This window comes from Streptomyces rugosispiralis, from assembly GCF_024505145.1.
Lineage (GTDB): Bacteria > Actinomycetota > Actinomycetes > Streptomycetales > Streptomycetaceae > Streptomyces > Streptomyces rugosispiralis.
Genome location: NZ_JANIAA010000001.1, coordinates 344106 through 367462 on the forward strand (window position 1 = coordinate 344106; position 23357 = coordinate 367462).

A 23357-nucleotide genomic window follows, 5' to 3' on the forward strand; every position below is an offset into this window, starting at 1 on the left:
GCCTCTCGGGCCGGTGGTGAATGTGGTGCAGCGGTTGCCGCGAACGAAACGTCCTGTCCGGACGCGGGGGCAGGACGCCCGGATCAGGGAACGAGGATGGCCCGGCCGCGGACCTTGCCCTCGTCCAGGTCGCGCAGGGCCTCGGCGAAGTCGGTCAGAGGGTAGACGGCGGTGTGCAGGGCGACCTTGTGCTGGGCGGCCAGGGCCATGAGTTCCGCCAGGTCGGTGTAGGAGCCGACCAGGTTGCCGATGAAGTTGATCTCGGTCGAGATGATGTCGATCGTGGGCACCGTCAGGAGCCCTCCGTAGCCCACCACGTGGTAGTCGCCCGCCCGGCGCAGCATGGCCAGGCCGTCCTCCAGGGCGCCGCCCTCACCGACGAAGTCGATGACCACTTCGGCGCCGTATCCGCCGGTGAGCTCTCGTACCCGCTCCACCTGGGTGCCGTCGGCGACGACGGTGTGCCGGGCGCCCAGGGTCCCGGCGAGTTCGAGGGCCTCCGGCGAGCGATCGACGACGATCAACTCGGCGGGGCTCAGCGCACGCAGGGCCTGGATTCCGATGTGGCCGAGTCCGCCCGCCCCGATGAGCACCGCCCGCCGGCCGGGGGCCAGCCGCCGCGCGGCCTTCTTCGCCGCGTGATACGCCGTCAGCCCGGCGTCGGCGAGGGCCGCGACGTCCGCCGGGGCGAGCCCGTCCTCGAGCTTGACCACGGCGCGTGCGTTGGTCCTGATCAGTTCGGCGAATCCGCCATCGGAGTCGATGCCGGGGAAGGCGGAGTTCTCGCAGTGCACATCGTCGCCGCGGCGGCAGGGCGGGCACAGGCCGCAGGTGGCCAGGGGGTGCAGGATCACCGGGTCGCCAACAGCCAGGCCGGTCACCGCACTGCCGATCTCGTGCACCCACCCGGCGTTCTCGTGGCCCTGGATGTACGGCAGCCCCACGCCGGACTTCTCCGCCCACTGGCCCTCGACGATATGCAGGTCGGTCCGGCACAGCCCGGCTCCGCCGACCCGGACGATCACATCCAGCGGCCCCGTGATCGTGGGTTCGGGTACCTCCTCGACCACCGGTGTGCGGTGGTACGCATGCAGTCGTACGGCTTTCACGCGATGCCGCCTTTCGGGTCCGGGCCGTAGCGGGTGACGAGCAGCCCCTCGCAGATCTCGGTGTTCGCCGCGATGCCCACGGCGGTGGTACGGCACCGCAGCAGGTGCGCCTCCATGCCGGCGGGGAGGACGGCGCGCCCGCGTTCGTCCGTGAAGACGGGATCACCGTCGGCGGCGGGCAGGCCGAGCGCCTTCCGCCGGCGCACCAGGGTGACGGTCAGCCGGCCGGGCAGGTCCCCCAGACGGGCCTCGGCCATCTGGCCCGTGGTCCACCCGTGGTCGGTGAGGCGCCGCCCGAGGCGTTCCTGTACGGCCAGGAGCCCCTTGCGCAGGAACGTCCGGCGCAGTTCCTCCAGCCGGTCGGGGTCGGACAGCAGCGGGAACGCCTCGGCGAACTCCTGGCCGCATGCGACCCCGTGGTTGATCTCGTCCGAGGAGAAGTGGTCCTCCAGCACGACCGTCACCTCGGTGGCCCAGGACAGGCCCGCGAGCGCCCGGCGGGCGCCCTCCACCATGAGCCAGGCGAAGTTCGGAGCGCAGAAGTAGGTGGGCAGCCTCAGCCGCGCCGCCACGCGCCCGCCGTCGACGCTGACGCTGCGGACGAAGCCGAGTTCGGTGATGGGCCGGTCCAGTTCGGGGTCCAGCACCGTGCCCAGGGCGGCGGTGACCGCCTCGGACCGCTCGGCGGCCCCGGTGGGGGGTGCGCTCGCGGCGGTGACCGGGGTCATGCCGGCACCTGCCCGGCGGACATCTTCGCGGTCGGGGTGGCGGCGGCCGACAGGGCGGTCTCCGGCACCTTGAGGTCGTACAGGCGGGCAAGGTTCAGACCGAGGATCTTGCGCTTGACGTCGGTGGTGAGGACGCCGTATTCGGACTGCAGCTCCTCGGGCATCTGGAAGTCGACGAACTTCTCGATGAGCCAGCGCGGGCTCCAGATGGCGTAGTCACTGCCGAAGGTGATGCGGTCCTCATCCAGCCAGTACAGGAGCTCGCCGAGGACCCGGGCGAAGTAGCCGGGCCGGGAGTGGACGAACGGCATGACCACCGACAGGCCGGCATAGACGTTGGGCTCCTGGGTGGCGATCCAGCAGAAGTCCTCGAGCCGCGGCAGGCCGGAGTGCTCGACGATGAAGTTCAGTTCCGGGAACGCGGTGGCGGCGTGGTCGACGTCGGCGACGTCGAAGGCGTCGCGGTTCAGCGGCCAGATGGTGGGGCCCTTGTGGACGTGGATGTTGCGGATCCCCAGCTCGGCGCATTTGGCCAGATAGTCCTGCGCGCCCGGGTCGGTGAGCTTCCAGCCCTTGGAGTCACCGCGCCATTCGGCGGTGTAGAGCTTGATCCCGCGCAGTCGCCACTCGGCCGCCAGTCGCTCCAGCTCGGCCAGGCCCGCCTCCCCGGCCCGGGGGTCGAAGGAGCCGTTGACGATCAGCCGGTCGGGGTGTTTGGCGGCCAGCCGGCCGTTGCGTTCGGTGGTGTTGAAGCCGTTGACGTAGAACTCGCTGAGGTAGGTGGGCTGGAAGATGGCCACGTCCACGTATCCGGTTTCGAACAGGTCGTGCATCAGGTCCTGCTCGGAGTACTTGCGGAACTTCTCCAGCGGCCACACCCACTCGGCGGGGCTGAGGTTGCGCTGGTAGTCGTGGAAGCAGCGGATGAAGCCCTCACCGTACTTGTTGGCGGTGTTCTCCTCGCTGCCGTCCCAGAAGTGGATGTGGCCGTCGACCACGAAGTAATCCACGCCGTCCTTGGTGTACATGTGCTACCTCGAATTCCTGGTGAGTGGGTGAGGTCCCCGGTCCGGGGAGTGCGGGGAGCGCGGGGAGGCGCGTTGGGACGTACGCACTCCCCGGACCGGTCCTGGTGCCGATGTGCGGGACAGCGTCCGCCGGGCGCTCGGCGAGCGGAACCGCGGTACCGGCGCTACTGGACGGGCTTGAGGTCGAAGTCGATGTACTCTGCCGCTTCCTCCGGGCTGGCGAAGAGCATCGTCTTGTCGTCGAAGTGGACCATGCGTCCGTAGTGGGTCGACATGATCTCTTCGAAGTCGGTCTGGTCGAACTCGAAGCCGATCGCCTCGGAGATCTCATCGAAGTCGAAGAGCAGCTTCCCTTCGCCGTCGACCCGGATCATCGACGGGTACTCCTCGACGGACACGCCGGACCTGCCGCGCATCACCTCGGCGACGACATGGCCGTTCTGGTTGTTCATCAAGGTCACGCCGCACAGGTTGGAGAAGGTGCGGTCGGAGTCGAATTTCTGGCTCTTGCCGGCGGTCACTGCGACAGTCCCTTCGGCTCGGAGAGGTTCAAGTCGGACAGCAGGCCGCGCAGGCCCGCCGTCGCGGCGTCGAAGGAGTCGGCGAAGGTGGCCGGCTTCTCCTGCGGCTGGGACCAGATCGGCTGCAGTTCGTGTGCCGCCCGGACGCTCAGCGGTACCCATGTCTCCAGCCAGCCCCGCAGAACGTCCCGGTTGTGCTCACCGTGGGTCTCGTCCGTGGTGAGCATGCGGAACAGCGCGCGGGTGTAGCGCAGGTCGCGGTCGTGGTCGTGTTCCCCGGTGCCGACCAGCGTCGGGGTGACGTAGTCGCCGTTGCGCGCGGCGATCTGCATCACCAGGTGGCTGCGGAACAGCGCGCCGACCAGCGACTCGAACACCACGTTGGTGGCGAACAGCGACTCGGCCCAGTCGCCGATGGCGGTGAGCCGCTCGACGTTCTCCCGTACTCCCTGCCAGGCCGGATCGGCGTGCCAGACCTCCTTGTGGGCCGCTCCGTCGAAACCGATCTCCGCCTCGGACAGGTCCAGGTTGTACAGGGCCAGGTCCTGGGCGAAGCGCAGCTTGTGGGCGCTGTTCACCGCGATCGCGGTGTTGATCATGTTCGTGGGCGCGGAACGCTGCTCGGAGGTGAACACGTGCATGCCCAGTCCGTGCTCGGCGTGCATCCATGCGCCCAGGTGCCGCTCCAGGAACGTCACCCAGGCCATCGGCCAGTCGCGGTACGCGCCGGCCTTCTTCGCGTTCTCCAGGTTGAGCTGGATCTGCCGGACGACGTTGGAGTTGTTCCGGTAGATCGTCTGCTCCCACTCCTCATTCGGGTCGAGGAAGAGATGCCAGTCGCCGGACCGAAGCGCGGTCCAGTCCAGGGGGTAGCCGCCCTTGCCGTCCGCGAACCCGTAGATCCAGCCCTGGCTCAGGTGTCGCTCCGGATCGGGCTGCACATCGACCGTGACGTCCTCGTACATCGTCGCCCGCTTCTTCCGGGGCGTGAAGTAGTTGTAGGAGCGGCTCTTCGAGCCGGGGAACTCCTTCAGGCCCGCTTCCGCACCGGTGAATTCGATACGGGGGAAGCTCCTTGGCGCGGTATTCTCCGCTGTGGCCATGGGCGCGCACCTTTCTGTCTCTTGGCTCATGGGTGGAACCGGTATCCGTCAGCGATCCGTCAGTCCCCGGCGGCGGCGGTGATGGTGAACTTGTCGAAGAAGATCTGTTCTTCGGGCACCCCCATGCCCGCCAGCAGCGACAGGGCGGCGTCGATCATCGGCGGCGGGCCGCACAGGTAGACGTCGCAGTCGGCGAGGTCGTCCTCCTGGCGCTCCAGCACGTCGGTGACCAGGCCGGTCTCCCCGGCCCAGTCCCGCGGCCGGCGCCCGGACAGACAGGGCACGAAGCGGAAGGAGGGCAACTGCTCGGCGAGGTGGGCCAGTTCGGCGAGCTGGATCAGGTCGCCTTCGGTGCGGGCGCCGTAGTAGTAGACCGCCTCCCGCTCGTTCCCGCTCTCGGCCATCTGGCGCAGCAGCGACAGGATGGGGGCCATTCCGGCGCCACCGCCGATGAAAACCAGGCGGCGGTCGGATGCGACGCGCAGGGTGAAGGTGCCGTACGGGCCGGTCACCCGCAGCGGGTCGCCGACCGCGAGTCCGTCCTCGAGGAGACTGGAGAACCGGCCCCCGGGGTAGCGCTTGATGATGAACTCCAGATGGCCCTCGGCCGCCGAGTGGTTGGCCATGGAGAAGGAGCGGTGTTCGTCGGTTCCGGGGACAGTGATGTCGACATACTGGCCGGGGTGGAAGCGAAGGGTGGACTGCGACTCCGCGGGCAGCCTCAGCCGCAGCAGGGAGATGTCATGGGTGAGCTCCACCAGCGAGTCCACCTCGGTCTGTACGGTGACGACCGGCAGACCGGACCTGATCATGTCCTCGTCGTAGTTGACGAGTTCGATCTCCGTGTCGCTGTAGATGTGTGACCGGCACAGCAGCACGTACCCCTCGTCCCTTTCGAAGTCGGGAAGGGCGAACGTGGAGTACCGGCCCATCTGGAGATCGCCGTCGAGCAGGAAGGACTTGCAGGCCGAGCACTGGCCCTCCTTGCAGCCGTGGATCAGCATGACGCCCTGCCGGAACGCGGCATCGAGGACGGTTTCGTCCTCGTCGGCCTCGATTTCCATGCCTACCGGTTCAAATCGCACCTTGTGCGTGTCGGCCATGATGCCGCTCCTCGTAAGGTGAGGGCCCTCGCCACGGCACGTCGCGGCTGCGCGCCGCGGCGAGGGCCGGTACGGGTCGGCGTCAGGCCGTGGCGGAGGTGACGTTCGGGTTTGCCTTGTAGGCCGCGATGTGCGCCTCACGCTCGGCGTCGGACATCTCGTTGAGCAGCACATTGGGGCTGGCGAACGGGATGCCGCGCACGTCGTCGAGGGTCCACAGCTTCTTCGGGTCGTCCAGGTCCAGATGCGGCTGCGGGATCAGCGTGTTGCCGTCGTCGCGGACGTAGCCGAGGTCGGCGATGATGTCTGCCAGGTCCCGGCCGTGGTGCAGCGTCTCCCACTCGCGCTTTCCGGTCAGCCGCCCCATGTTCGGGGTCGGGGTGCCCTCGTACTCGGGGCGGAAGGCCACCTTGTCGGTCCAGTGGCAGGTCTCGGAGCAGTACGTCCGCCACTGGTCGTCGACCTTGTCGACCACCATGTCCTCGCGGACCAGGCACGGCACCATGCAGGTCCAGCAGCGGTGCGGGTACTCGTAGCCGACGTCCTCGAACGCGATCGGCTTGTTGCGGCCCGGGTAGCGCAGCCGGTTGTACTCCTCCCACCAGCGGCCGAACTGGTTGTACCAGCCGGGGTACTTCGACTCGAACCACTCGAAGTCCTGGTCGGTCATCGGGTCGATGCGCCAGTAGTTGACCGGCCATCCGGTGGCGAAGAACTGGGCCACGCGGTGCACATAGTGCTTGGTGTAGATCCGGTCCCACGCCTCCTCGACCAGGTCGTGCGGGATGACCAGGCCGTACTTCTCCAGTGGGATGAGGTAGCTGCGGTAGTAGTCGTCGTAGATCCACCGGCGCCACATCTCGGCGTAGCTGTCCCGCTCCTTGCGGCGGTCCTTGGTGCCGTACTCGATGAAGGTGCCGATCGCGGCGTCCACCACGCAGTGGTTGTTCCACCACGCGTAGCGCAGATCGCGCTCGAGCAGCTTGCGGTTGTCCTCGTCGGCCAGCGCCATCAGCAGGATGGAGTAGCCGTTGGAGATGTGCCGGGACTCGTCCGACTGCACCGAGTGGAACACGGTGGGCAGCAGGTAGTCGCCGTTGGCCGCGGCCTCCGACGGCATGGCCACGAACAGGGTGTTGGTGAAGGCGGTCTCGGCGACCACGGTCAGGTAGATGTTGGCGGCGGTGATCGCGTCGCCGGTGATGAAGCCCTCGCCGAACTGCCGGCCGATGGTGCCGGCGTAGTTGTTCGCGAACGCCTTCTCGGTGACGTCGAACCCGGCCGGGTCGATGTAGTGGTTCATGTACAGGCGCTTGAGGTTCATCTGGATCGTCGAGTGCCTGACCTCGTCGATCATCTGCACCGCCAGGCCGTTGTGAACCTCGGGGTTGGGAACCGCGTCGATGGCCATGGGCATGGCCCGGGCGGCCGAGATCTCCGGGAACGGGATGATCGACAGGAACAGCTTCTGCCACTCCATCCAGCGCTCCTGCACCTGGCGGAACATGTTCCCGCGGATGGCGCCGTCCATCGCGCCGTAGACGCGGTTGTCCTTCTCCTCCTCCATCGGGAAGTAGGAGCGCAGGATCTGCTTGAGGGGGTCCTTCTTCGGGGCCTTGTCGAACGTGTAGTCGGTGCCGAACCGCTTCGCCGGTGTGGCGAAGGTCGGCTCCCACGACAGCTCGGTGATTTTCTTGTGCGCCTTGCTCAGACTCTGTCGGCTCACTCCATGCCTCCTGGGGATGGGTGGTGCGCGGCTCCGGTGCCCGCGACGTCGCCGTCACCGCACTGATCACCCGGGTGTCACCCGGTACGACCCGGCGATCGCGGGGGCGTACCGGGCGATGGCGTCCTGGTGCCCTAAATCACAGGGCATTCGGCAGCTGGGAGAGGTCTCAATATGAGACAATCCCGCAGTCTTCCACTGGTGTGTCCGACCTGGTTGCATGGCCGAAACGCGCCGGACGTGATTCCGGTTTGGCACGAGCCGGTCCAGGGAGACGTGATGCGCTCGAACGACTCCGATGCTCCGCATCCGCCGCGCGGGCGTGTACTCGCGGCGGCACGGGAGCGGTTCCTGACAGCCGGGTCCGTCGACTCGAATCAGGTACGCGAGACAATCGCGGCCTCGTGGTGGAGATCGAAGAGCTGGAAGGTCGAAGCCGACCATGTCCAGCTGGCGTACGCCAGGGACCCGGACCTCGAGACCCCGCTGGTGCTCGGCGCCGCACCGGTCCTCAATCGGCTTCAGGAACAGGTGAGCGATGAGCCGGTGAGCGTCATCCTCACCGACGCGGCAGGCCTCGTCCTGGACCGGCGCACCGGGGACCGTCGGCTCGAGCGCCACCTGGACCGGGTGCAGCTCGCCCCCGGCTTCAGCTACGCGGAGCAATTCGTGGGGACCAACGGCATCGGCACGGCCCTGGAAGGCCGCCAGGCCACCGGCGTGTTCGGACACGAACACTATGCCGAGGGCCTCGAGGAGTTCGGCTGTTTCGGAGTGCCGGTGCGCCACCCCGTATCCGGCCAGTTGCTCGGCGTCCTGGACCTGACCTGCTGGAGCCGCGACGCCTCGCCGCTGCTGTCGGCGCTGGCCAAGGCCACGGCCGAGCATATCGAGCGGGAACTGACGACGATGACCGGACTTCGGGAGTTCGCGCTGTTCGAGGAGTACCTGCGGGCCTGCCGGCACAGCCGCGGCATCGTGTTCGCACTCAACAACGACGTCGTCATGATGAATGACCACGCCCGCCAGGCGCTCACGGCCTCGGACCAGGCCGCGCTGCTGGCCACCGCCGTCGAGGCCATGAGGGGCAAGAAACGCGTCATGATCGATAGGGATCTGCCCAGCGGCGCGAGGGTCCGGATGTCCTGCGCCCCGGTGCACACCCCATCGGGCCCTGCCGGTGGCGTCTTCCGCGTCCGGCTCACCGGGACGACCGCGCGGCCGCGGCCCGGCACACCGGCCTTCCGTCCCATGCTGCCCGGCCTCGTCGGCTCCTCCGCCGTGTGGCAGCGCGCCTTGGAACAGGTGCGCACGCACTACCGGGCCGGTGAATGGATCACCGTGCACGGGGAGGCCGGCACCGGCAAGCTCGCTCTGCTGCGCGCCGTGTACCGCCACCACGAGCCCGCCGGCCGCTTCCGTGTGCTGGACGCCGCCGAAGCGACCGGCTCCACCGCGTTCCTGACCCGTGTGCGAGAGGAACTCCAGCAGGGCAGCGGCGCACTGGTGCTACGGCACATCGACCGGCTGCCGCCCGATCGCGCCCGAGCCCTCACCGATCTCCTGCGCTCTCACCAGCGCATGCACCAACGGCGCCGGGCCGCCGGACAGGACGAGGAGCGCCTGTGGGTGACGGCGACCCACTGCTCCCCCGGGCACGATCAGGACCTCGCCGGCCTGTTGCGCGTATTTCCCGCGGCCATGGAGGTCCCACCGCTGCGCCACCACATCGACGACATGGCCGAACTCGTCCCGTTCCTCCTCGCGAAGCTGACCTCGCCCACGACACTGACCTGCTCCCCCGCCGCGATGCGGCTGCTGATGCGCGCCACCTGGCCCGGGAACGTCGCCCAGTTGCGGAAGATCCTCAGTACCGTGGTGCAGCACCGCAGGTCCGGTGTGATGGAGGCGAGCGACCTGCCTCCCGAATGCCAGACGGTGTCCCGCCGGGTGCTCAGCCCCCTGGAGTCCCTCGAACGCGATGCGATCGTGCGCAGCCTGATCGATGCCAACGGCAACCGGAGCAGAGCCGCCCGAGCGCTCGGAGTCTCCCGCGCCACCATCTACCGCAAGATCCATGAGTACGGCATCGAACTTCCGCAGCCATGAGTTCTCCCGGTGCCGCCGGCGACGCTACTGGCGTGGCACCGCAGGCTGACCGCCCGAGCGGAAGGTCCAGCGGCCCGACCCGACGTGGTAGACCGCCTCGGTGCCGGTGGTGCGCACAAGGGCCGCTCCCGGTGGGGCCCCGGCAGGGCCGCCGGAGGTGGGGACGTGGACTTCCGCCGTGCTGCCGGCGCATGCCGGTGCGCTCCGCGGTGCGCAGGACATGACCGACGATGTCGAACCACTCCTCGGTGAAGCACCACGACCTCCTGCCGGAGTGGGGCACCGACGGAGACGGCCTGCTGGAGAGCCCCTACTTCGGAGACCGGGTCGGCGGCCGGGGCAACCACCTCGGACTGGACGACAGCCCCGTCTACGCCGCATACCACCGGATCGCCAAGCGGGGCGGCAGCGGCGACCGCCGCGACAACACCGACCTCACCGACGTGGCCCTCAACTCCTACTACGCGCTGCTCGCCGAGACCCTGGCCAAGATGGCCCGGGTGCTGGATCGGCCACAGGACGCCGCCCGCTTCGCGGCACGGCACGAGACGATCCGGCGACTGCTCAACGACCGGCTGTGGCATCCCGGCAAGCGCCTGTACCTGAGCCGCTACCTGGACGGAACCTGGAACGAGGTGGTGACGCCGACCGTCTTCTACCCGATGTTCGCCGGTCTCGCCACACAGGACCGAGCCCGGATCCTGGTGGCGGAACACCTGCTCAATCCCGAGGAGTTCTGGGGTTCGTACGTCATTCCGAGCGTCGCTCGCAACGACCCGGCCTACTGTTCCGGTGGCCCGGTGCACCCCGGCTCCGAGCACTTCCGGTTCTTCGACAAGTACGGCGAGGACTCCGCCCCCGAGCAGGTGACCGCCAGGTCCGTCGCCTGCCTGCCTAACCGGCCACCTCGTACTGCCCCACCTCACGGAAGTAGCGCAGGCCCTCCGGGGAGCCGTCGTCGAGGGCGGCGTTGGCCGCGGCGCGCAGGGCATCACTGATGTCCGGAGCCGCGAGCAGGCGAGCTATGTAGACGGCGTCGTCCTCGGCCTGGGCCAGTCGATAGCCGGTCTCCAGCCAGGCGCGCATCTCCTCCGGGGAGTTGTTGGAGTTGTTGTCGAGGAGCTTGTTGGCCTCCCCGATGACTCGCTTGTCATTGTTCTGCCTCGCCGCGTAGAGAATGCGGGCGATGGCGACCCGGTCGTCCTCGGCCTGAGCCAGTCGATAGCCGGTCTTCAAGAAGGCGCGCATGTCGTCCACGGTGCCGTTGAGGGCCTCATTGGCCTCTCGGACGACCCCCCGGCCGCTGTCCTCGTCCGCCAGGATGGCGGCGATCGCCGCACGCAGTTCGTCCTCCGACATCTCGTCCACCGGTGTGTCGGACACGGTCGCCACGGTGGTGGTGACCGGGGCCGCCGAACCGTTGGCGAACGCCGGGGCGGTGAAGAGGAGGGCTGGGGTCAGGGCGGTGGCCACGACGAGCAGAACGGCACGCGTCGGTCTCATGAATATGTGCCTCCGTGTTCGAACTTCAGGTATCCAGATGATCTCCCATGCGCACCGAAATCGCACGAGGAATCGATTAATCCGGAAACGGTGCCCGTGCGGTGCGGGGATTTCAGGGCCCCGTGCGGGCCGGCCGCCCTGATCACCGACGGCCGCCTCGCTCCTGGCTCGCCGCGAGATGCCGTCGGCTGAACGGCCGTTCGCGTGGTTCGGCCGTGCGCGGCGGCAACAGCGGTCACGGGGTCAGGCCGACCGTCCCGCTCGAACAACGGACGGGCCACCTCACCCTGCCCCGACCCTGGTACGGCCGGCGGCGGTGACTGCCAGGAGGGCCAGGGCGAGGACCTGGATGCCCACCACAACGGTGATCAGCACGGGGATGGAGTAGCCGTACAGGCCACCGGTCAGCGCACCACCCGCGAGGCTGGCGGCGCCGACGACGCCGGCGAAGATGCCGTAGGCGGTCGCCCTGCGCCCGGAGGGCACCAGATCGGCCACCATGGCGCGCAGAGTGGATTCCTGGATGCCCATGGCCGCGCCCCACACCAGCGAACCGGCCGCGGCCGGCGCGACGGTGTCGGTGAAAGCCAGGCACGCGACCGCGGCGGTCAGCACCGGCAGGACCACCAGGACCCGGGGGCCGTGCCGGTCGTACAGCCACCCGGTCGCGAGCGCGGCGACGGCATCCACGGCCATGGCGCCGGCGTAGAGCACGGGTACCCAGGCGGTGGTCAGCAGGTGGCGCTGGACGAGGTGATAGGAGAGCACACCGAAGGTGGCGAACCCGGCAGTGGTGGCCGCGGTGAACGCCGCATACGTCCAGAACGCCGTCGGCAGACGGCCCCCCGACGCGGCCCGCGGCGTCCTGGGAACCGCCTCGCGCTCGTACGCCTCGGGGTCGGGGACGCGGGTCCGCAGCCAGACCAGCACCCCCAGAGCCGCCACACCGGGCACGGCCAGGACGCCCAGCGCCGGGGCGTAGTCGTCACCGGTGAGCGCGAGCACCCCGGCCACCAGCAGCGGGCCCACCAGGGCGCCGATCTGGTCCATGGCCTCGTGGACGGCGAAACCCCTGCCACGGCCGGTGGCCGCCGTGGCATGCGAAAGCAGGGTGTCCTTGGCCGGGGAGCGCACCGCCTTGCCGACTCGTTCGGCGATCACCAGCACGCAGGCCGCCCACAGCACCCCCGCCACGCCCAGAAGCGGCACCGAGACCACCGTCAGCGCGTATCCGGCGATGGCCAGGCCCCAGAAGCGGCGCGTGCGATCCGCAAGCGGCCCGGAGACCAGCCGCAGTCCGAGTGCCGCCGCCTCACCCGCACCCGTGACCACGCCGACGACCAGGGAGGAAGCCCCCAGCGATGCGAGCAGCGGGCCGGTGACGGAGCGGGCGCCCTCGTAGACGAAGTCGGCCAGCAGGCTGACCGTGCCGAACCACACCACGAACCGCCACGGCCGCATTCCCACCGTCCCGTCCATAGGTGCTTCGGCCCCCGGCACCGGCTTCATGCCCACACCGCCTGCGCGAAGGCCGCGCCGAGGAGCGCGGCTCCGAGCCCGGCGACCACGTCGGCGACCACGTCGGCAGCGGCGAAGGGGCGCGCCCCGCGCAGGCCGGTGCCGAAAAAGGGCCGCACCAGCCGGTGCGCGGGATCCGTGAACTCGATGGCCGGGTCGCGTGGTGGGTTCATCGCCGGTTGTGTCTCCTACTCGTGCGGCTCCCGGGCATGTGGGTGCGTCTGCTCACAAGTAGGGACCGTAGGCGGCACCAGTGCCGCGGCTCGAGTACGGCGAGCCCCACCGCCGCGCAGCAATCACACAGGCTGCCGCAGGCCACCAGCCTACCGGCCCGCTCTCCGTGGCCGGCGGACCGGCCGCTGACATCGGTGGTCACCGTCCCCGTGGGCCTCCCGCGGTTCAACATCCATACGCGAACTGCATAAATCATGGCAGCCTCGTATTTCCGTCGCCGCTGCCCGGTCCCTAACGTCGAAGCCGAGAAAGCCGGACGGCCCGCGGCGCGAGACCGCCCGGCACCAGACAAGATCGCGCCGCATGGACAGGCGACCCCATGGACATCGGCGGTATCCTCCGCACCTCTGCCACTCCGGTGAGCGGACCGGCCTACCCCCACGGCCCGTACCGCTTCCTCAGCCGGGAGTACCTGAACATCACCTATCGCACCGACCCCGACGCCATGCGGGCGGTGGTTCCCGAACCGCTGGAGGTCGGCGAGCCGCTGGTGCGGTTCGAGGTGATCCGCATGCCCGACAGCAGCGGTCTGGGGAACTACACCGAGTCCGGTCAGGTCCTGCGGGTCCGGCACCAGGGTGAGCCGGCCGACTACATCCACTGCATGTACCTGGACAACGGGCCCGCGATATCCCTGGGCCGCGAGGCAAGCGCGTATCCCAAGAAGCTGGGCAAGCCGCGCCTGTACACCGACTCCGACACACTGGTCGGCACCCTGGACTACGGATCGCTCCGGGTGGCGACCGCCACCATGGGCTTCAAACACACGGAGCTCAGCGAGCGCGAGGCGCGAGCGGAAATCGCCGCGCCCACCTACATGCTGAAGGTGCTTCCGGGGTACGACGGCGCTCCGCGGATCTGCGAACTGGTGTGCTCCCGCATCACCGACCTCACTGTCCGCGGCGCCTGGACGGGGCCCGCACGCCTCCAACTGTTCGAGCATGCGCTGGCCCCGCTGGCCGATCTGCCGGTGCTCGACATCGTCAAGGCCACACACGTACTCACCGACCTCACCCTCCCGCGCGCCGAGATCGCACACGACTACCTGGCCCAGCCGCATGATTCCCGCACGAATACCCCCCTTTCCAGCCGGAAGGAACTCAAGTGAGCGCTCAATCTGACCGAACCGATATGCCGGTTGCCCTTCCCGCCCTCACCGGCCGCCGGGCCCTCGTCACGGGCGCGGGCAGCGGCATCGGCCGGGCCACCGCTGTACGGCTCGCACGCTCGGGCGCCCACGTCATCGGGCTCGACCTGAACGAGCAAGCCGTACGAGACCTCGCACACGAGACCGGCGGCGAAGCGATCACCGCGGACCTGTCCGACCTCGACGCTCTCGACGGGCTGATTCCACAGGCCGACATCATCGTCAACTGCGCGGGGATTCAGCAGGTGGCGCCCGTTCACGAATTCGATCCGGCGCGTTTCTCGCTCATGCTGCGCATCATGCTTGAGGCTCCGTTCAGGATCATCCGCAAGGCTCTGCCGTCCATGTACGCGCAGCGGTGGGGACGCATCGTCAACATCTCATCGGTGCACGGCCTGCGTGCCTCCGAGTTCAAGAGCGCCTATGTGACGGCCAAGCACGGGCTGGAGGGCCTGTCCAAGGTCGTCGCACTGGAGGGCGGCCCCCACGGCGTCACCTCCAACTGCGTCAACCCCGGCTACGTGCGCACCCCGCTGGTGGACCAGCAGATCGCCGACCAGGCCCGCGCCCACCACATCACCGAGGCGGAGGTCCTGGACTCGGTCCTTCTGGAGTCAGCCGCTCTCAAGCGTCTCGTCGAGCCGGAGGAGGTGGCCGAGGCGGTGGCGTTCCTGTGCGGTCCCCAGGCGGCCGCGATGACCGGCACCGACATCGTCATCGACGGGGGCTGGACGGCCCGCTGAACACGGGCGACATTGACCAGCGTCCTTCCGGACGCCAATGGTAGACGCACTCGCATCTTCCCCCTATGGCCCCGGGCAACACTGTCGAGATTCCCGGTATGCCGCTGGGCTCCATATGCATTTCCCGGGTCGACTGCCAAGCTCGCGCTCGAAGGACGGACAGAGCCACCGATAAATGGTCGGCGGGTCCGTGTCCTTCGCCTCTCGACCACGGTCCGCCGAGTGCATGGACCCGGTGCAGGCCACCATGCATTCCGGGCCAGGCGATTCCAGCAAGGGCAAGGCACTCGCTCTGATCACGGAACCTCTCAGGGCTGACAGTTCCTCCGCTGAGACGGCACCCACACTCCAGGAGTGAAGCATGCGCTCTTCAAAACGTCACAGACGCCTCGCCTCCCTCTTCCTCACCCTGGCCACCGCCTGCCTGGCGGTCACGGCGGCACCCGGTGCGTACGCCGCCGAGGTTGAGCCAGCGGCCGCCGGTACATACGTGGCCCTCGGCGACTCATACGCCGTCGCGCCCGGCACACGGGTATACGACAACCCCGACGACGCGTGCCGCCGCGGCCCGTTGGCCTACCCCCGGCTGTGGGCACAACAGCACCCCTCGTACGCCTTCGTGGAGGCGTCGTGCTCCGGGGCCACCACGGCGGAGCTGCAGAGCCGGCAGGTGCCGCAACTCACCGCGGACACCACACTGGTGACGGTGCAGGTGGGCGGCAATGACGTCGGCGTCGTCGACACCATGACGCACTGCATCCTCACCATCGACGACAAGGACTGCGTCGCCGGGGTGGAGGCCGCGAAGGCCATCGCGACCAGCAACCTGCCGAGCGCCCTGGCAAGCGCCTACGCGTCGGTGCGGGCGAAGGCGCCGAACGCCAAGGTCGTGGTGGTGGGCTATCCGCGGCTATACACGATCGGCGGCACCTGCGGCATCTTCGGGCTGAGCGACACCGAACGCACGGCGCTCAACTCGCTTGCCGACACCCTCGACTCGGTACTGGCGGAGCAGGCCACGAGGGCCGGGTTCACCTTCCTCGACCCACGTGGCGCCTTCGACCCGCACACCATCTGCTCGCACGGCGAGACCTGGGTGACAAGTCTGGAGTGGGACAAGATCAACGAGTCCTACCACCCCAACAAGGCCGGGCACCAATACGGATACCTGCCCTTGCTGACCGCGCTCGCGGGCTGACCGACGGCGGGCTGTGCGGCGCCGCCGGACAGCCCGCCGCTCCCCCGCCGGACCCACCACCGCCCCGCAGGGCTTCGGCCGGCCGGAGCCCGCGCCTTCAGACCCGCTCCAGTCCGATGTGCACGGGTCCCCCGCTGGGAGAGACTCCCTCGAGCACGCTCGAGGGGACGCGGAAGACACGCCCGGGCGCGGCCGGCCAGGACAGGGAGCGGCGGGTGATGACGCGCCCGTCTTGCCGGACCGCGACCTTCGGGAAGCGGACGAACTGATCGCTCCACAGCAGGAGTCGGCCGCGTGGAGGCGCGGGGTCCTGGGGGCGCAGGATCTGCGGGGCCACCCAGCGGAAGGGGGCGTCGGCGAGCAGACGTACCCCCTCGGCGTGTTCGCGCATGCCCTGGAGGTAGCTGATGACCTGGTGGGCGACGTGCCGGCCGTCGAGGGCGGCGATGTCGGCGGTGTCGACGGGGTGCAGCATGTTCCCCGCCGCGTAGACACCGGGCCGACTGGTGCGCAGGGCCGTGTCGGTGAGGGGACCGAGGGTGCCGGGGTCGAGGGTGATCCCGGCGGTGCGGGCCAGTTCGTGGTCGGGGATCCAGTCACCGGTGAAGACGACGGTGTCGCAGGCGACGGTCCGGCGTCGGCCGGTGTCCAGGTGCTCGATCTCGACGGCCTCACAGCGGCCCTTGCCGATGATCCGCGTGACGCGGCTGCGGGTGGCGACGGGGACCCGCAGCACGGCGCGTCCCGCGACGTTGAAGACACCGTAGGATTCGGCCTTCGGATACCGGCTGATCATGAGGGCGGGTGTGCAGCCCGCTTCGCGCAGGGTGACGGCCGCCGACCAGCTCACCAGTTCTCCGCCGACGATGACGGCCCGCTTGCCGACGGGGCGGTGGTGGAGGTGGACGAGGTTCTGGAGCTGCCCCGTGGTGTAGACACCGTGCGGGCGGTCGCCGGGGACACGGCGCGCGGTCCTGGGTCGTTCACGGGCACCGGTGGCCAGCACGATGGCCCGGGGGCGGATCCGGTAGCGGCCCTCGGGGCCGGTGACATCGACCGTGTGGTCGTCGGACCATCCGGTGACCATGGTGTGGGTACGGATCTCGGCCCCGGCGGCGGTGGCCCGCCGCACGAGGTGGCGTGCGTACGCGGGTCCGGACATGACACGGTGCAGGTCTCGCAGGCCGTAGCCGGTGTGGTCGCTGTGGCGGGGAATGCCGCCGGCGGCGGGTTCGCGGTCGACGGCGAGGATTCGGCCGCCGTGCCGGGAGGCCAGTTCCGCGGCCGCGGTCAGGCCCGCCGGTCCGGCGCCGATGATCAGGACGTCGGGGGTGATCAGGGACGGCTGCTGGGTCATCGGTTGTCCTTGTGCTGTCGGCTGTCGCGGCCGTCGTGGCCGTGGTGCTCTTCCTTCAGGGCCGTTACGGCCGCTCCGCAGAAGAAGCCCTGGCAGCGGCCGTTCATGGCGCGGGTGCGGCGACGCAGCCCCTCGAGGTCGCGGGCGGGCAGGGGGGCGTGGCAGGCGTCGCGGATCTCACCTTCGGTGACGCGTTCGCAAAAGCAGACGATGGTGCCGTAGGCGGGGTCGCGGGCGATGAGGTCGGCGTCCTGGTAGGGGCGCTGGGCGGCTTCGCCGATGTTGGGCATCCGGGGCGGCTCGGGCAGGTCACCGCGGGAACGCAGGTTCAGGCCCGCCTCCTCCAGGAGGGTGCGGGCGTGTTCGGCGATGGCGATGCCTGCGGTCAGTCCGGTGGAACGGATTCCGCCGACGAGGAGGTAGCGCTGCTGGGGGGTGGCCTCGATGAGGTAGTCGGGGTGGTCGATGGCCGCGCGCAGACCGGCGTAGCTCGCGGTGATCTCCTCCGCCAGCAGCCGGGGCATGAGCCCTTCGCCCTTGCGGAGGAGGAAGTCGAAGCCGTCCTCGGATGTCGATGTGTCCGTGCGGTCGGTGAGGTCCTCGGCGGTGGGGCCGAGCATGACGTTGCCGTAGATGGTCGGGGAGATCAGCACGCCCTTGCCGCGCGAGGTGGGGACCGGCAGCACGATCTTGTCGACCATGGGGCGGGCGAGTTTGTCGAAGACGAACAGCTCGCCGCGGCGCGGGGTGACGGTGAATCGGTCGTGGCCGAAGAGCCGGTCGATGTGGTCGGCGCCCAGGCCGGCGGCATTGACGACCCAGCGGGCCCGCACGTCCCCCGAGGACGTGTGCAGCGTGGTGCTCTCGGGGCCCTCGTCGATGCCGGTGACGGCGTGCTGGAGCAGGATCGTGGTGCCCCGCCGCTGTGCGTCGGTGGCCAGGGCGAGATTGGTGGTCCAGGTGCAGATGATGGACTCGTCCGGCACGGTCAGTCCGCCGAGCGCGCCGTCCGCGAGGTCGGGAAGGATGCGGTAGACCTCGTCGGCGTCGACGATCCGGCAGTGTTCGTAGCCGTTGGCCTCGGCCTTCTCCTTCAGGCCGGGCAGCGCCCGGAGCTCTTCCCCGGTCCAGGCCACCAGTACGGCGCCGGTGTGCTCGACGGGGATGCCCGTGGCCTTGGCGTAGGCGCTGAGCAGGTGGTAGCCGCGGGCGACCAGCCGGGATTCGAGCGTGCCGGGCTTGGCGTCGAAGCCCGTGTGGAGGATGGCGGTGTTGGCTTTGCTCGTCCCGTCGCCCACGTCGTCGCGGGCTTCGAGCAAGGCGACGGAGACGTCGCATCCGGACAGCTCGCGTGCGATGGCCGCGCCGACGATGCCTCCGCCGATGACGGCGACGTCGAAGACGCCCCCCGCGGGGCGGTGGGGTGTGGCGGTCATGTGTGTTCTCCCTTGTCGGCACAGGCCGCGGCGGCCTGTGCCCATGTGGTGCGGAACTCCTCGGCCCGGTCCGGGGACCAGCGGGGTTCGTAGACGGTGGCCGGTTGCCAGTCGCCGACCGCCTCCTCGAGGCTGAGCGTGGGGTCGAGGGCGCGGCGGGCGAGGGCGGCCGCGCCGAGGGGGGTGGCATGAGCGTGGGGGTAGATGTCGACCGGGATCTGGCCGATATCGGCCTGGGCCTGCATCAGGGTGGCGGACTGGGTCAGTCCGCCGTCGGCGCGCAGCCGGGTCGGCGGCCGGCCCAGATCGGCCGCGACCAGGGAGCACAACTCGGCGACCTGGGCGGCGACGCCTTGCAGGACGGCCAGGACGAGGTGTTCGCGACGGGTGGCGAGCGTCAGTCCGGTGAACGACGCGGCCGCCCGCGGCGCCCACCAGGGGGCGGCGAGACCGGCGAAGGCCGGCACGCACAGCGCTCCCCCGGCATCCGCCGCGGCCACCGCGTCGAGATCGGTGGCTGACCGGATCAGGCCGAGGTCCCGCAGCCAGCGCACCGCGGACGCGACGGTGTAGACCTGACCGTCCACGCAGTACGGCGTCTGCCCGGCGATCCGCCAGGCCACCGACGTGGTCAGACCGGCAGCGGATCGCACCGCGTTCCGGCCGGTGTTGGCCAGCAGGAAGGCTCCGGTGCCGTAGGTGCACTTGGCCGTGCCCGGCTCCAGGCAGTTCTCGGCCAGCAGCGCCGCCTGCTGGTCGACGATCAGGCCGGCCACCGGGATGTCCCCGCCGAAGGCCCGGGTGGTGCCGACGATCTCGTCGCCGGCGACCACGCGCGGCAGCCGTTCCTCCCCGAGACCGAAGAGATCGGCGAGTTCGCCGTCCCAGGTCACGCTGTCCAGGTCGAGGATCAGCGACCGGCTCGCGGTGGCGGCGTCGGTGACGAATTCGCCGGTGAGCTGGTGCACCAGCCAGGTGTCCGTGGTCGTCACCACGCCCTCGCGGGTGACGTTGCGGCGCAGCCAGGCCATCTTCGGCGCGGAGAAGTAAGGGTCCAGGACCAGCCCGGTGCGCCGGGCGATCCGTTCGGCATGAGCGGCCAGTTCCCGGCACACGCTCTCCGCGCGGCGGTCCTGCCACACGATGGCCGGTGAGAGGGGCGCCCCGGTTCGGGGATCCCACGCCAGAACGGTCTCGCCCTGATTGGCCAGGGCCACGCAGTCGATCGGCCGGCCTGCCGCGCCGATGGCTCTGCGGCCGGCCTCGATGACGGATTCGAGCAGCTCGTGCGGATCCTGTTCGACGCCTCCCCCGGCCAGATAGGCGGGACAGATGGTCTCCTCGGCGATCGCGACGGTGCCGTCCGCGTCGTCGACGACGATGGCCTTCGTGCCGGAGGTCCCCTGATCGATGGCGAGGATCGCGGTCATCGCGCACCACCTCCGGGGGCGACGTCACTCGGCTTCCGGGTGGCGGTGCCGGTGGTGTCCAGCACGCGATCGACGTCCGCCAGGTCCGGCATGGTCAGCCCGCTCCGGCGCCTGAGCGCGAGCAACCCGGCGAGATAGACGGCGCCGAGCGCGAACAGCACCAGGATGTAAGTCCACGGGCCGCGGAACGAGGCGTCGCGGAAGATCAGCAGCTCGTACAGCAGCCAGACAGCGGCGACGATGAGGACCGGAATCTCCCAGCGGCCCAGTGCGAAGCCCTTGGTCGGAGGCAGGGACCGGCGCTTGACCGCGTACATCGCGACGGTTCCCGCGTAGATGATGGCCGGCAGCAACGTACCGGCGGAGAACAGCTGGAAGAGCGCGTCCGTGGAGCGGGAGAAAACCGCGAGGATGATCTGGGCGATCAGCATCATGAACACCGAGGCGTTCAGCGGAGTCGCCGTACGCCGGTCGATGCGCTTCAGCAACTGCCAGCCGGGAAAACGTTCGTCCCGGGCCATCGCGTACACCAGCCGGGTGCCGCTCAGGGTGATCACCAGTCCGCAGGAGAAGATCGAGACCACGACGAGGACCAGCAGGATCTTTCCGACGACCGACCCCAGCACGGCGGTGATCACCGTGGCGACCGGAGTCGCCGACGCGCCCACGCCGCTGACCCGGCCGGCCGCGGCGGTGATCGCGACCAGGAAGAGGAAGCCGAGCACGCCCAGCGACAGCACCGCCTGCGCCATCGCCTTGGGGATGACCCGGGCCGGGTTCCGCGTCTCCTCGGCCAGGTTGGCCGCCGACTCGAAACCGACGATGGTGAACGCGCCGAGCAGGAATGCCAGGGCGAACGGGCCGGCGTGGGTGGCGCCGCCCAGCGCGTAGTAGCCGCTTTCGGGGACCGGTCCGCTGTCGAAGAGGTGCCCGAAATCGAGCTTTCCGGTGAAGGCGCCCACGACGAACAGCAGCGTGGTCAGGGCGACCATGCCGATCAGCTGGATCGTCACCGCCACGTTGTTGACCCGGTGCGTGGTCCGGGTGGAGGCGGCGACGAGAACGGCCTGGAGCAGCACCACACACGCCGTGATCGCCCAGGCGTTCTGTGTCGTTCCGACGTAGCGGAAGAGCTCGGGAAGGATGGTGGAAGCGATCGTGTAGTCCACGGCCACGAGGACCACGCCCAGGAAGGCGAACGAGATCCAGCCCATGATCCAGCCCCACACCGGGCCCACGATCCTGGACACCCACTGGTAGGAGTAGCCGCTGATCGGAATCCGGGCCGCGAGGGCGCCGAAGACCAGGGCGACGGACAGCTGGCCGATCACCGTGATGGGCCAGGCCCAGATGCCACGGGGACCGGAGCTCGCGAGCACCGACCCATAGGTGGTGAAGATGCCCGTCGCGATCGACACGAACCCGAAGGCCACGGAGAACGAGGCGTACCAGCCCAGCTCCCGGGACATGCGCTGGGGACCCTCGCCACTCGTCGGGGCGTCTGGTCCCACTGCGTGAAGACCTTCATCTGCATGTGCCATGACTCGAATCCCTGCTCGGGGGGTGCCCCCGGTGTTGCGGGTGGGGGCCGTCGGACGTGAAGGAAACCGAAGGTGATCGACGCCACCGGCCCACCCGTCCGGGGCGGACGAGCGCGACCGCCGCACCTGGGCCGGACCGAGGCCATGCCACGAGCATGCGCGGCACGGCCTGGCCACGCCCGAGGGTGACCGATTCCGTGGGAATCTGACCGTCGATTTCTGGAAGTGTGGCTTAGGGCACGCATCGCGTCAAGGGTTCGTCTGCCCGCAAACCCCGGGACAGCCGGGCGATCGCGGCCCATCACCCGCACGGCGAAGCCCGCACGAGGGCCGTGATCCAACTCGGGAGGGGTCCGGGCACCGGTAGGATTCAGTCACAGGTCCACAGAAGCAGTCACCATCGAGGGGTGAGCCGTGCTCGCTGCCGAGCGCCATCGCAGAATCGTCGCCGAGATCGCCCGGCTCAACTTCATCACCACCGATCACCTCACCACCTTGCTCGGCGTCTCCCACGAAACGATCCGCAGGGATCTCGCGCTGCTCGAGCGCCGCGGCGAGCTCTCCCGGGTGCACGGCGGCGCCACCAGCCGCCAGGCGCCGGTCGGGGAGGAAGCATCCTTCAACGAGCGCAGCGGCACGCTGGCCGCGGAGAAGGAAGCGATCGGACGGGCCGCGGCGGCGCTCATCGAGCCGAACCAGACCATCGTCATCGACGTCGGCACCACTGCTCTGGAAGTGGCCCGCGCCCTGCCGGCCGATCACGTCGGCGTCGTCGCCACCCCCTCCCTGCTCGTAGCCACGGAAGTCAGCACGCGCCCTCGGGTGGAGGTCCTGGTCAGCGGCGGTCGGCTCCGGCCCGGCGACCTGGCCTGCTCAAACGCACAGGCCGTCGACTTCTTCGGCAACCTGCGGGCCGACGCCGTCTTCCTGGGCTCCGGCGGCATCGCCACCTACGGCCTGACCGATTTCCACCTCGATGAGGTCGCCACCAAGCGCGCGATGCTCGACAACGCCTCCCACCGCTACGTGCTGGCCGATTCGAGCAAGTTCGGCCGCACGGCAGCACATCGCGTGTGTGAGCTGAACGGCTTCGACACCCTCGTCACCGACAAGCCGTGCCCGGCCGAACTGCGCACCGCCCTGAGCCGGGCCGGAGGCAGTGTCATCGTGGCGTCGACCACTCGGCCGTAAAGCACCGGCTCAGCCACTCCCTGAAGGGCCTCCGGACAACGCCGACAGGAGAAGCCCGGTGAGGTCGTGGCGCCGCTGCTTCCCGAGTACGCGTTCCAGGGCGGCATCCACTTCGGCGTAGGCCTCGCGCCCCGCCCGGAGGAGTTCCTGGCCGCTCGCCGTGACGTGGAGTTCCGCGGTGCGGCCCCGTCCGGGGTCGGTGCGGCGCTCGACGGCACCGCGCTCTTCCAGTTGCCGGACGGTGGCCTGGGCGCTCTGTGCGGTGATCCCTGCCCTGCGGCCCAGTTCGCTGTAGGACATTCCCGGTTCCCCCATCAGGTGACCGAGGGCCGAGAGGTGGCGCAGCGTGTAACCGGTCGGCTTGAGCGCCCGTTCGACGTCCTCACGTGCTCGCCGGCCCAGGGCGGCGAGCAGGAAGGCGGTGCTGGTGGGCGGGGGCTGGGCGGTCACGACTCCTCGTTCCTCCTCATAAAGTTTCAGTTTGGCTTTGACTGGAGATCCGGGCAATCTCCACTTCCAGCGGGCGCGGCGCAGGACTGGGCCCCGAGTTTCATACCCACTGAAACATGACGGGAGTGGATCTTGCCGTGACCCGTGCACCCCCGTGGAGCCGCCAGGACGATCACCGCGGA

The 23357-nt window shown here is 69.4% G+C and carries 21 protein-coding genes; 6 read left to right on the top strand and 15 right to left on the bottom strand.

Annotated features, from left to right (window positions below; translation table 11 throughout):
* Positions 1–83 precede the first annotated feature (83 nt).
* From NP777_RS01470 to NP777_RS01500, 7 genes are all read right to left on the bottom strand, one after another.
* Positions 84–1109: an NAD(P)-dependent alcohol dehydrogenase gene (locus NP777_RS01470; RefSeq protein WP_256648140.1), complete on the bottom strand. Its 1026-nt coding sequence runs from the start codon at positions 1107–1109 to the stop codon at positions 84–86.
* Positions 1106–1837: an iron-sulfur cluster assembly protein gene (locus NP777_RS01475; protein WP_256648141.1), complete on the bottom strand. Its 732-nt coding sequence runs from the start codon at positions 1835–1837 to the stop codon at positions 1106–1108. Before NP777_RS01475 ends, NP777_RS01470 begins: the two co-directional genes overlap by 4 nt.
* The gene (locus NP777_RS01480) at positions 1834–2865 is read right to left on the bottom strand and encodes an amidohydrolase family protein (protein ID WP_256648142.1); all 1032 of its coding nucleotides are present in this window, start codon (positions 2863–2865) and stop codon (positions 1834–1836) included. The genes NP777_RS01475 and NP777_RS01480 overlap by 4 nt, the downstream gene beginning before the upstream one ends.
* Before the next feature lie 164 nt (positions 2866–3029).
* Positions 3030–3386, bottom strand: a complete 357-nt coding sequence (gene mimD / locus NP777_RS01485) for a propane 2-monooxygenase effector subunit MimD (protein WP_256648143.1) — start codon at positions 3384–3386, stop codon at positions 3030–3032.
* Entirely contained in the window at positions 3383–4489 is a 1107-nt protein-coding gene (locus NP777_RS01490; RefSeq protein ID WP_256648144.1) for an aromatic/alkene monooxygenase hydroxylase subunit beta, read from the bottom strand. The genes mimD and NP777_RS01490 overlap by 4 nt, the downstream gene beginning before the upstream one ends.
* Before the next feature lie 59 nt (positions 4490–4548).
* Positions 4549–5592, bottom strand: a complete 1044-nt coding sequence (locus tag NP777_RS01495; protein WP_256648145.1) for an FAD-binding oxidoreductase — start codon at positions 5590–5592, stop codon at positions 4549–4551.
* 82 nt (positions 5593–5674) lie between these two features.
* Complete coding sequence (locus NP777_RS01500; RefSeq protein ID WP_256648146.1) at positions 5675–7318, bottom strand: methane monooxygenase; 1644 nt, start codon at positions 7316–7318, stop codon at positions 5675–5677.
* A gap of 279 nt (positions 7319–7597) precedes the next feature.
* On the opposite strand from NP777_RS01500, the gene NP777_RS01505 reads away from it, so the two are divergent.
* Together NP777_RS01505 and NP777_RS01510 are read left to right on the top strand one after the other, a co-directional pair.
* The gene (locus NP777_RS01505; RefSeq protein WP_256648147.1) at positions 7598–9427 is read left to right on the top strand and encodes a sigma-54-dependent Fis family transcriptional regulator; all 1830 of its coding nucleotides are present in this window, start codon (positions 7598–7600) and stop codon (positions 9425–9427) included.
* A 230-nt stretch (positions 9428–9657) separates the two neighbouring features.
* Positions 9658–10425, top strand: coding sequence for an MGH1-like glycoside hydrolase domain-containing protein (locus NP777_RS01510; RefSeq protein WP_256648148.1), 768 nt, complete (start codon positions 9658–9660; stop codon positions 10423–10425).
* On the opposite strand, the gene NP777_RS01515 is transcribed toward NP777_RS01510, so the two are convergent.
* The 3 genes from NP777_RS01515 to NP777_RS48405 form a co-directional block, all read right to left on the bottom strand.
* Entirely contained in the window at positions 10322–10930 is a 609-nt protein-coding gene (locus NP777_RS01515) for an ALF repeat-containing protein (RefSeq protein WP_256648149.1), read from the bottom strand. The genes NP777_RS01510 and NP777_RS01515 overlap by 104 nt on opposite strands.
* 282 nt (positions 10931–11212) lie before the next feature.
* Positions 11213–12391 carry an MFS transporter gene (locus NP777_RS01520; protein WP_256648616.1) on the bottom strand — a complete coding sequence of 393 codons (1179 nt, stop codon included), beginning with the start codon at positions 12389–12391 and terminating at the stop codon, positions 11213–11215.
* A 44-nt stretch (positions 12392–12435) separates the two neighbouring features.
* Positions 12436–12621, bottom strand: a complete 186-nt coding sequence (locus NP777_RS48405) for a hypothetical protein (RefSeq protein WP_391858438.1) — start codon at positions 12619–12621, stop codon at positions 12436–12438.
* 380 nt (positions 12622–13001) lie between these two features.
* On the opposite strand from NP777_RS48405, the gene NP777_RS01530 reads away from it, so the two are divergent.
* From NP777_RS01530 to NP777_RS01540, 3 genes are all read left to right on the top strand, one after another.
* Positions 13002–13790, top strand: a complete 789-nt coding sequence (locus NP777_RS01530; protein ID WP_256648150.1) for an acetoacetate decarboxylase — start codon at positions 13002–13004, stop codon at positions 13788–13790.
* Between the two features lie 23 nt (positions 13791–13813).
* Positions 13814–14572, top strand: coding sequence for a 3-hydroxybutyrate dehydrogenase (locus NP777_RS01535; protein WP_256648617.1), 759 nt, complete (start codon positions 13814–13816; stop codon positions 14570–14572).
* A 361-nt stretch (positions 14573–14933) separates the two neighbouring features.
* Complete coding sequence (locus NP777_RS01540; protein WP_256648151.1) at positions 14934–15770, top strand: SGNH/GDSL hydrolase family protein; 837 nt, start codon at positions 14934–14936, stop codon at positions 15768–15770.
* Positions 15771–15867: 97 nt separating this feature from the next.
* Here the strand turns inward: NP777_RS01540 and NP777_RS01545 are convergent, their stop codons facing one another.
* From NP777_RS01545 to NP777_RS01560, 4 genes are read right to left on the bottom strand one after another with little or no spacing between them, the layout of a single operon-like run.
* On the bottom strand, positions 15868–17127 hold the full coding sequence (locus NP777_RS01545) for an NAD(P)/FAD-dependent oxidoreductase (RefSeq protein ID WP_256648152.1): 1260 nt from the start codon (positions 17125–17127) through the stop codon (positions 15868–15870).
* Positions 17124–18563 carry an NAD(P)/FAD-dependent oxidoreductase gene (locus NP777_RS01550; protein ID WP_256648153.1) on the bottom strand — a complete coding sequence of 480 codons (1440 nt, stop codon included), beginning with the start codon at positions 18561–18563 and terminating at the stop codon, positions 17124–17126. Before NP777_RS01550 ends, NP777_RS01545 begins: the two co-directional genes overlap by 4 nt.
* Entirely contained in the window at positions 18560–19993 is a 1434-nt protein-coding gene (locus tag NP777_RS01555) for an FGGY family carbohydrate kinase (protein ID WP_256648154.1), read from the bottom strand. Before NP777_RS01555 ends, NP777_RS01550 begins: the two co-directional genes overlap by 4 nt.
* Positions 19990–21462 (bottom strand): APC family permease, encoded by a 1473-nt coding sequence (locus tag NP777_RS01560; RefSeq protein WP_256648155.1) that lies wholly within the window; start codon positions 21460–21462, stop codon positions 19990–19992. The genes NP777_RS01555 and NP777_RS01560 overlap by 4 nt, the downstream gene beginning before the upstream one ends.
* A 486-nt stretch (positions 21463–21948) precedes the next feature.
* On the opposite strand from NP777_RS01560, the gene NP777_RS01565 reads away from it, so the two are divergent.
* Complete coding sequence (locus tag NP777_RS01565; protein WP_256648156.1) at positions 21949–22725, top strand: DeoR/GlpR family DNA-binding transcription regulator; 777 nt, start codon at positions 21949–21951, stop codon at positions 22723–22725.
* Positions 22726–22734: 9 nt separating this feature from the next.
* Here NP777_RS01565 and NP777_RS01570 read toward each other — a convergent pair whose 3' ends face one another.
* Complete coding sequence (locus tag NP777_RS01570) at positions 22735–23175, bottom strand: MarR family winged helix-turn-helix transcriptional regulator (protein ID WP_256648157.1); 441 nt, start codon at positions 23173–23175, stop codon at positions 22735–22737.
* Positions 23176–23357: the final 182 nt, after the last annotated feature.

What these genes read in the sequence shown, in the direction of transcription:
- NP777_RS01475 (WP_256648141.1), bottom strand. Translation starts at nt 1,837, where the DNA reads ATGACCCCGGTCACCGCCGCGAGCGCACCCCCCACCGGGGCCGCCGAG.
- NP777_RS01480 (WP_256648142.1), bottom strand. Translation starts at nt 2,865, where the DNA reads ATGTACACCAAGGACGGCGTGGATTACTTCGTGGTCGACGGCCACATC.
- NP777_RS01490 (WP_256648144.1), bottom strand. Translation starts at nt 4,489, where the DNA reads ATGGCCACAGCGGAGAATACCGCGCCAAGGAGCTTCCCCCGTATCGAA.
- NP777_RS01495 (WP_256648145.1), bottom strand. Translation starts at nt 5,592, where the DNA reads ATGGCCGACACGCACAAGGTGCGATTTGAACCGGTAGGCATGGAAATC.
- NP777_RS01505 (WP_256648147.1), top strand. Translation starts at nt 7,598, where the DNA reads ATGCGCTCGAACGACTCCGATGCTCCGCATCCGCCGCGCGGGCGTGTA.
- NP777_RS01510 (WP_256648148.1), top strand. Translation starts at nt 9,658, where the DNA reads ATGTCGAACCACTCCTCGGTGAAGCACCACGACCTCCTGCCGGAGTGG.
- NP777_RS01515 (WP_256648149.1), bottom strand. Translation starts at nt 10,930, where the DNA reads ATGAGACCGACGCGTGCCGTTCTGCTCGTCGTGGCCACCGCCCTGACC.
- NP777_RS01520 (WP_256648616.1), bottom strand. Translation starts at nt 12,391, where the DNA reads ATGCGGCCGTGGCGGTTCGTGGTGTGGTTCGGCACGGTCAGCCTGCTG.
- NP777_RS48405 (WP_391858438.1), bottom strand. Translation starts at nt 12,621, where the DNA reads ATGAACCCACCACGCGACCCGGCCATCGAGTTCACGGATCCCGCGCAC.
- NP777_RS01530 (WP_256648150.1), top strand. Translation starts at nt 13,002, where the DNA reads ATGGACATCGGCGGTATCCTCCGCACCTCTGCCACTCCGGTGAGCGGA.
- NP777_RS01535 (WP_256648617.1), top strand. Translation starts at nt 13,814, where the DNA reads ATGCCGGTTGCCCTTCCCGCCCTCACCGGCCGCCGGGCCCTCGTCACG.
- NP777_RS01540 (WP_256648151.1), top strand. Translation starts at nt 14,934, where the DNA reads ATGCGCTCTTCAAAACGTCACAGACGCCTCGCCTCCCTCTTCCTCACC.
- NP777_RS01545 (WP_256648152.1), bottom strand. Translation starts at nt 17,127, where the DNA reads ATGACCCAGCAGCCGTCCCTGATCACCCCCGACGTCCTGATCATCGGC.
- NP777_RS01550 (WP_256648153.1), bottom strand. Translation starts at nt 18,563, where the DNA reads ATGACCGCCACACCCCACCGCCCCGCGGGGGGCGTCTTCGACGTCGCC.
- NP777_RS01555 (WP_256648154.1), bottom strand. Translation starts at nt 19,993, where the DNA reads ATGACCGCGATCCTCGCCATCGATCAGGGGACCTCCGGCACGAAGGCC.
- NP777_RS01560 (WP_256648155.1), bottom strand. Translation starts at nt 21,462, where the DNA reads ATGTCCCGGGAGCTGGGCTGGTACGCCTCGTTCTCCGTGGCCTTCGGG.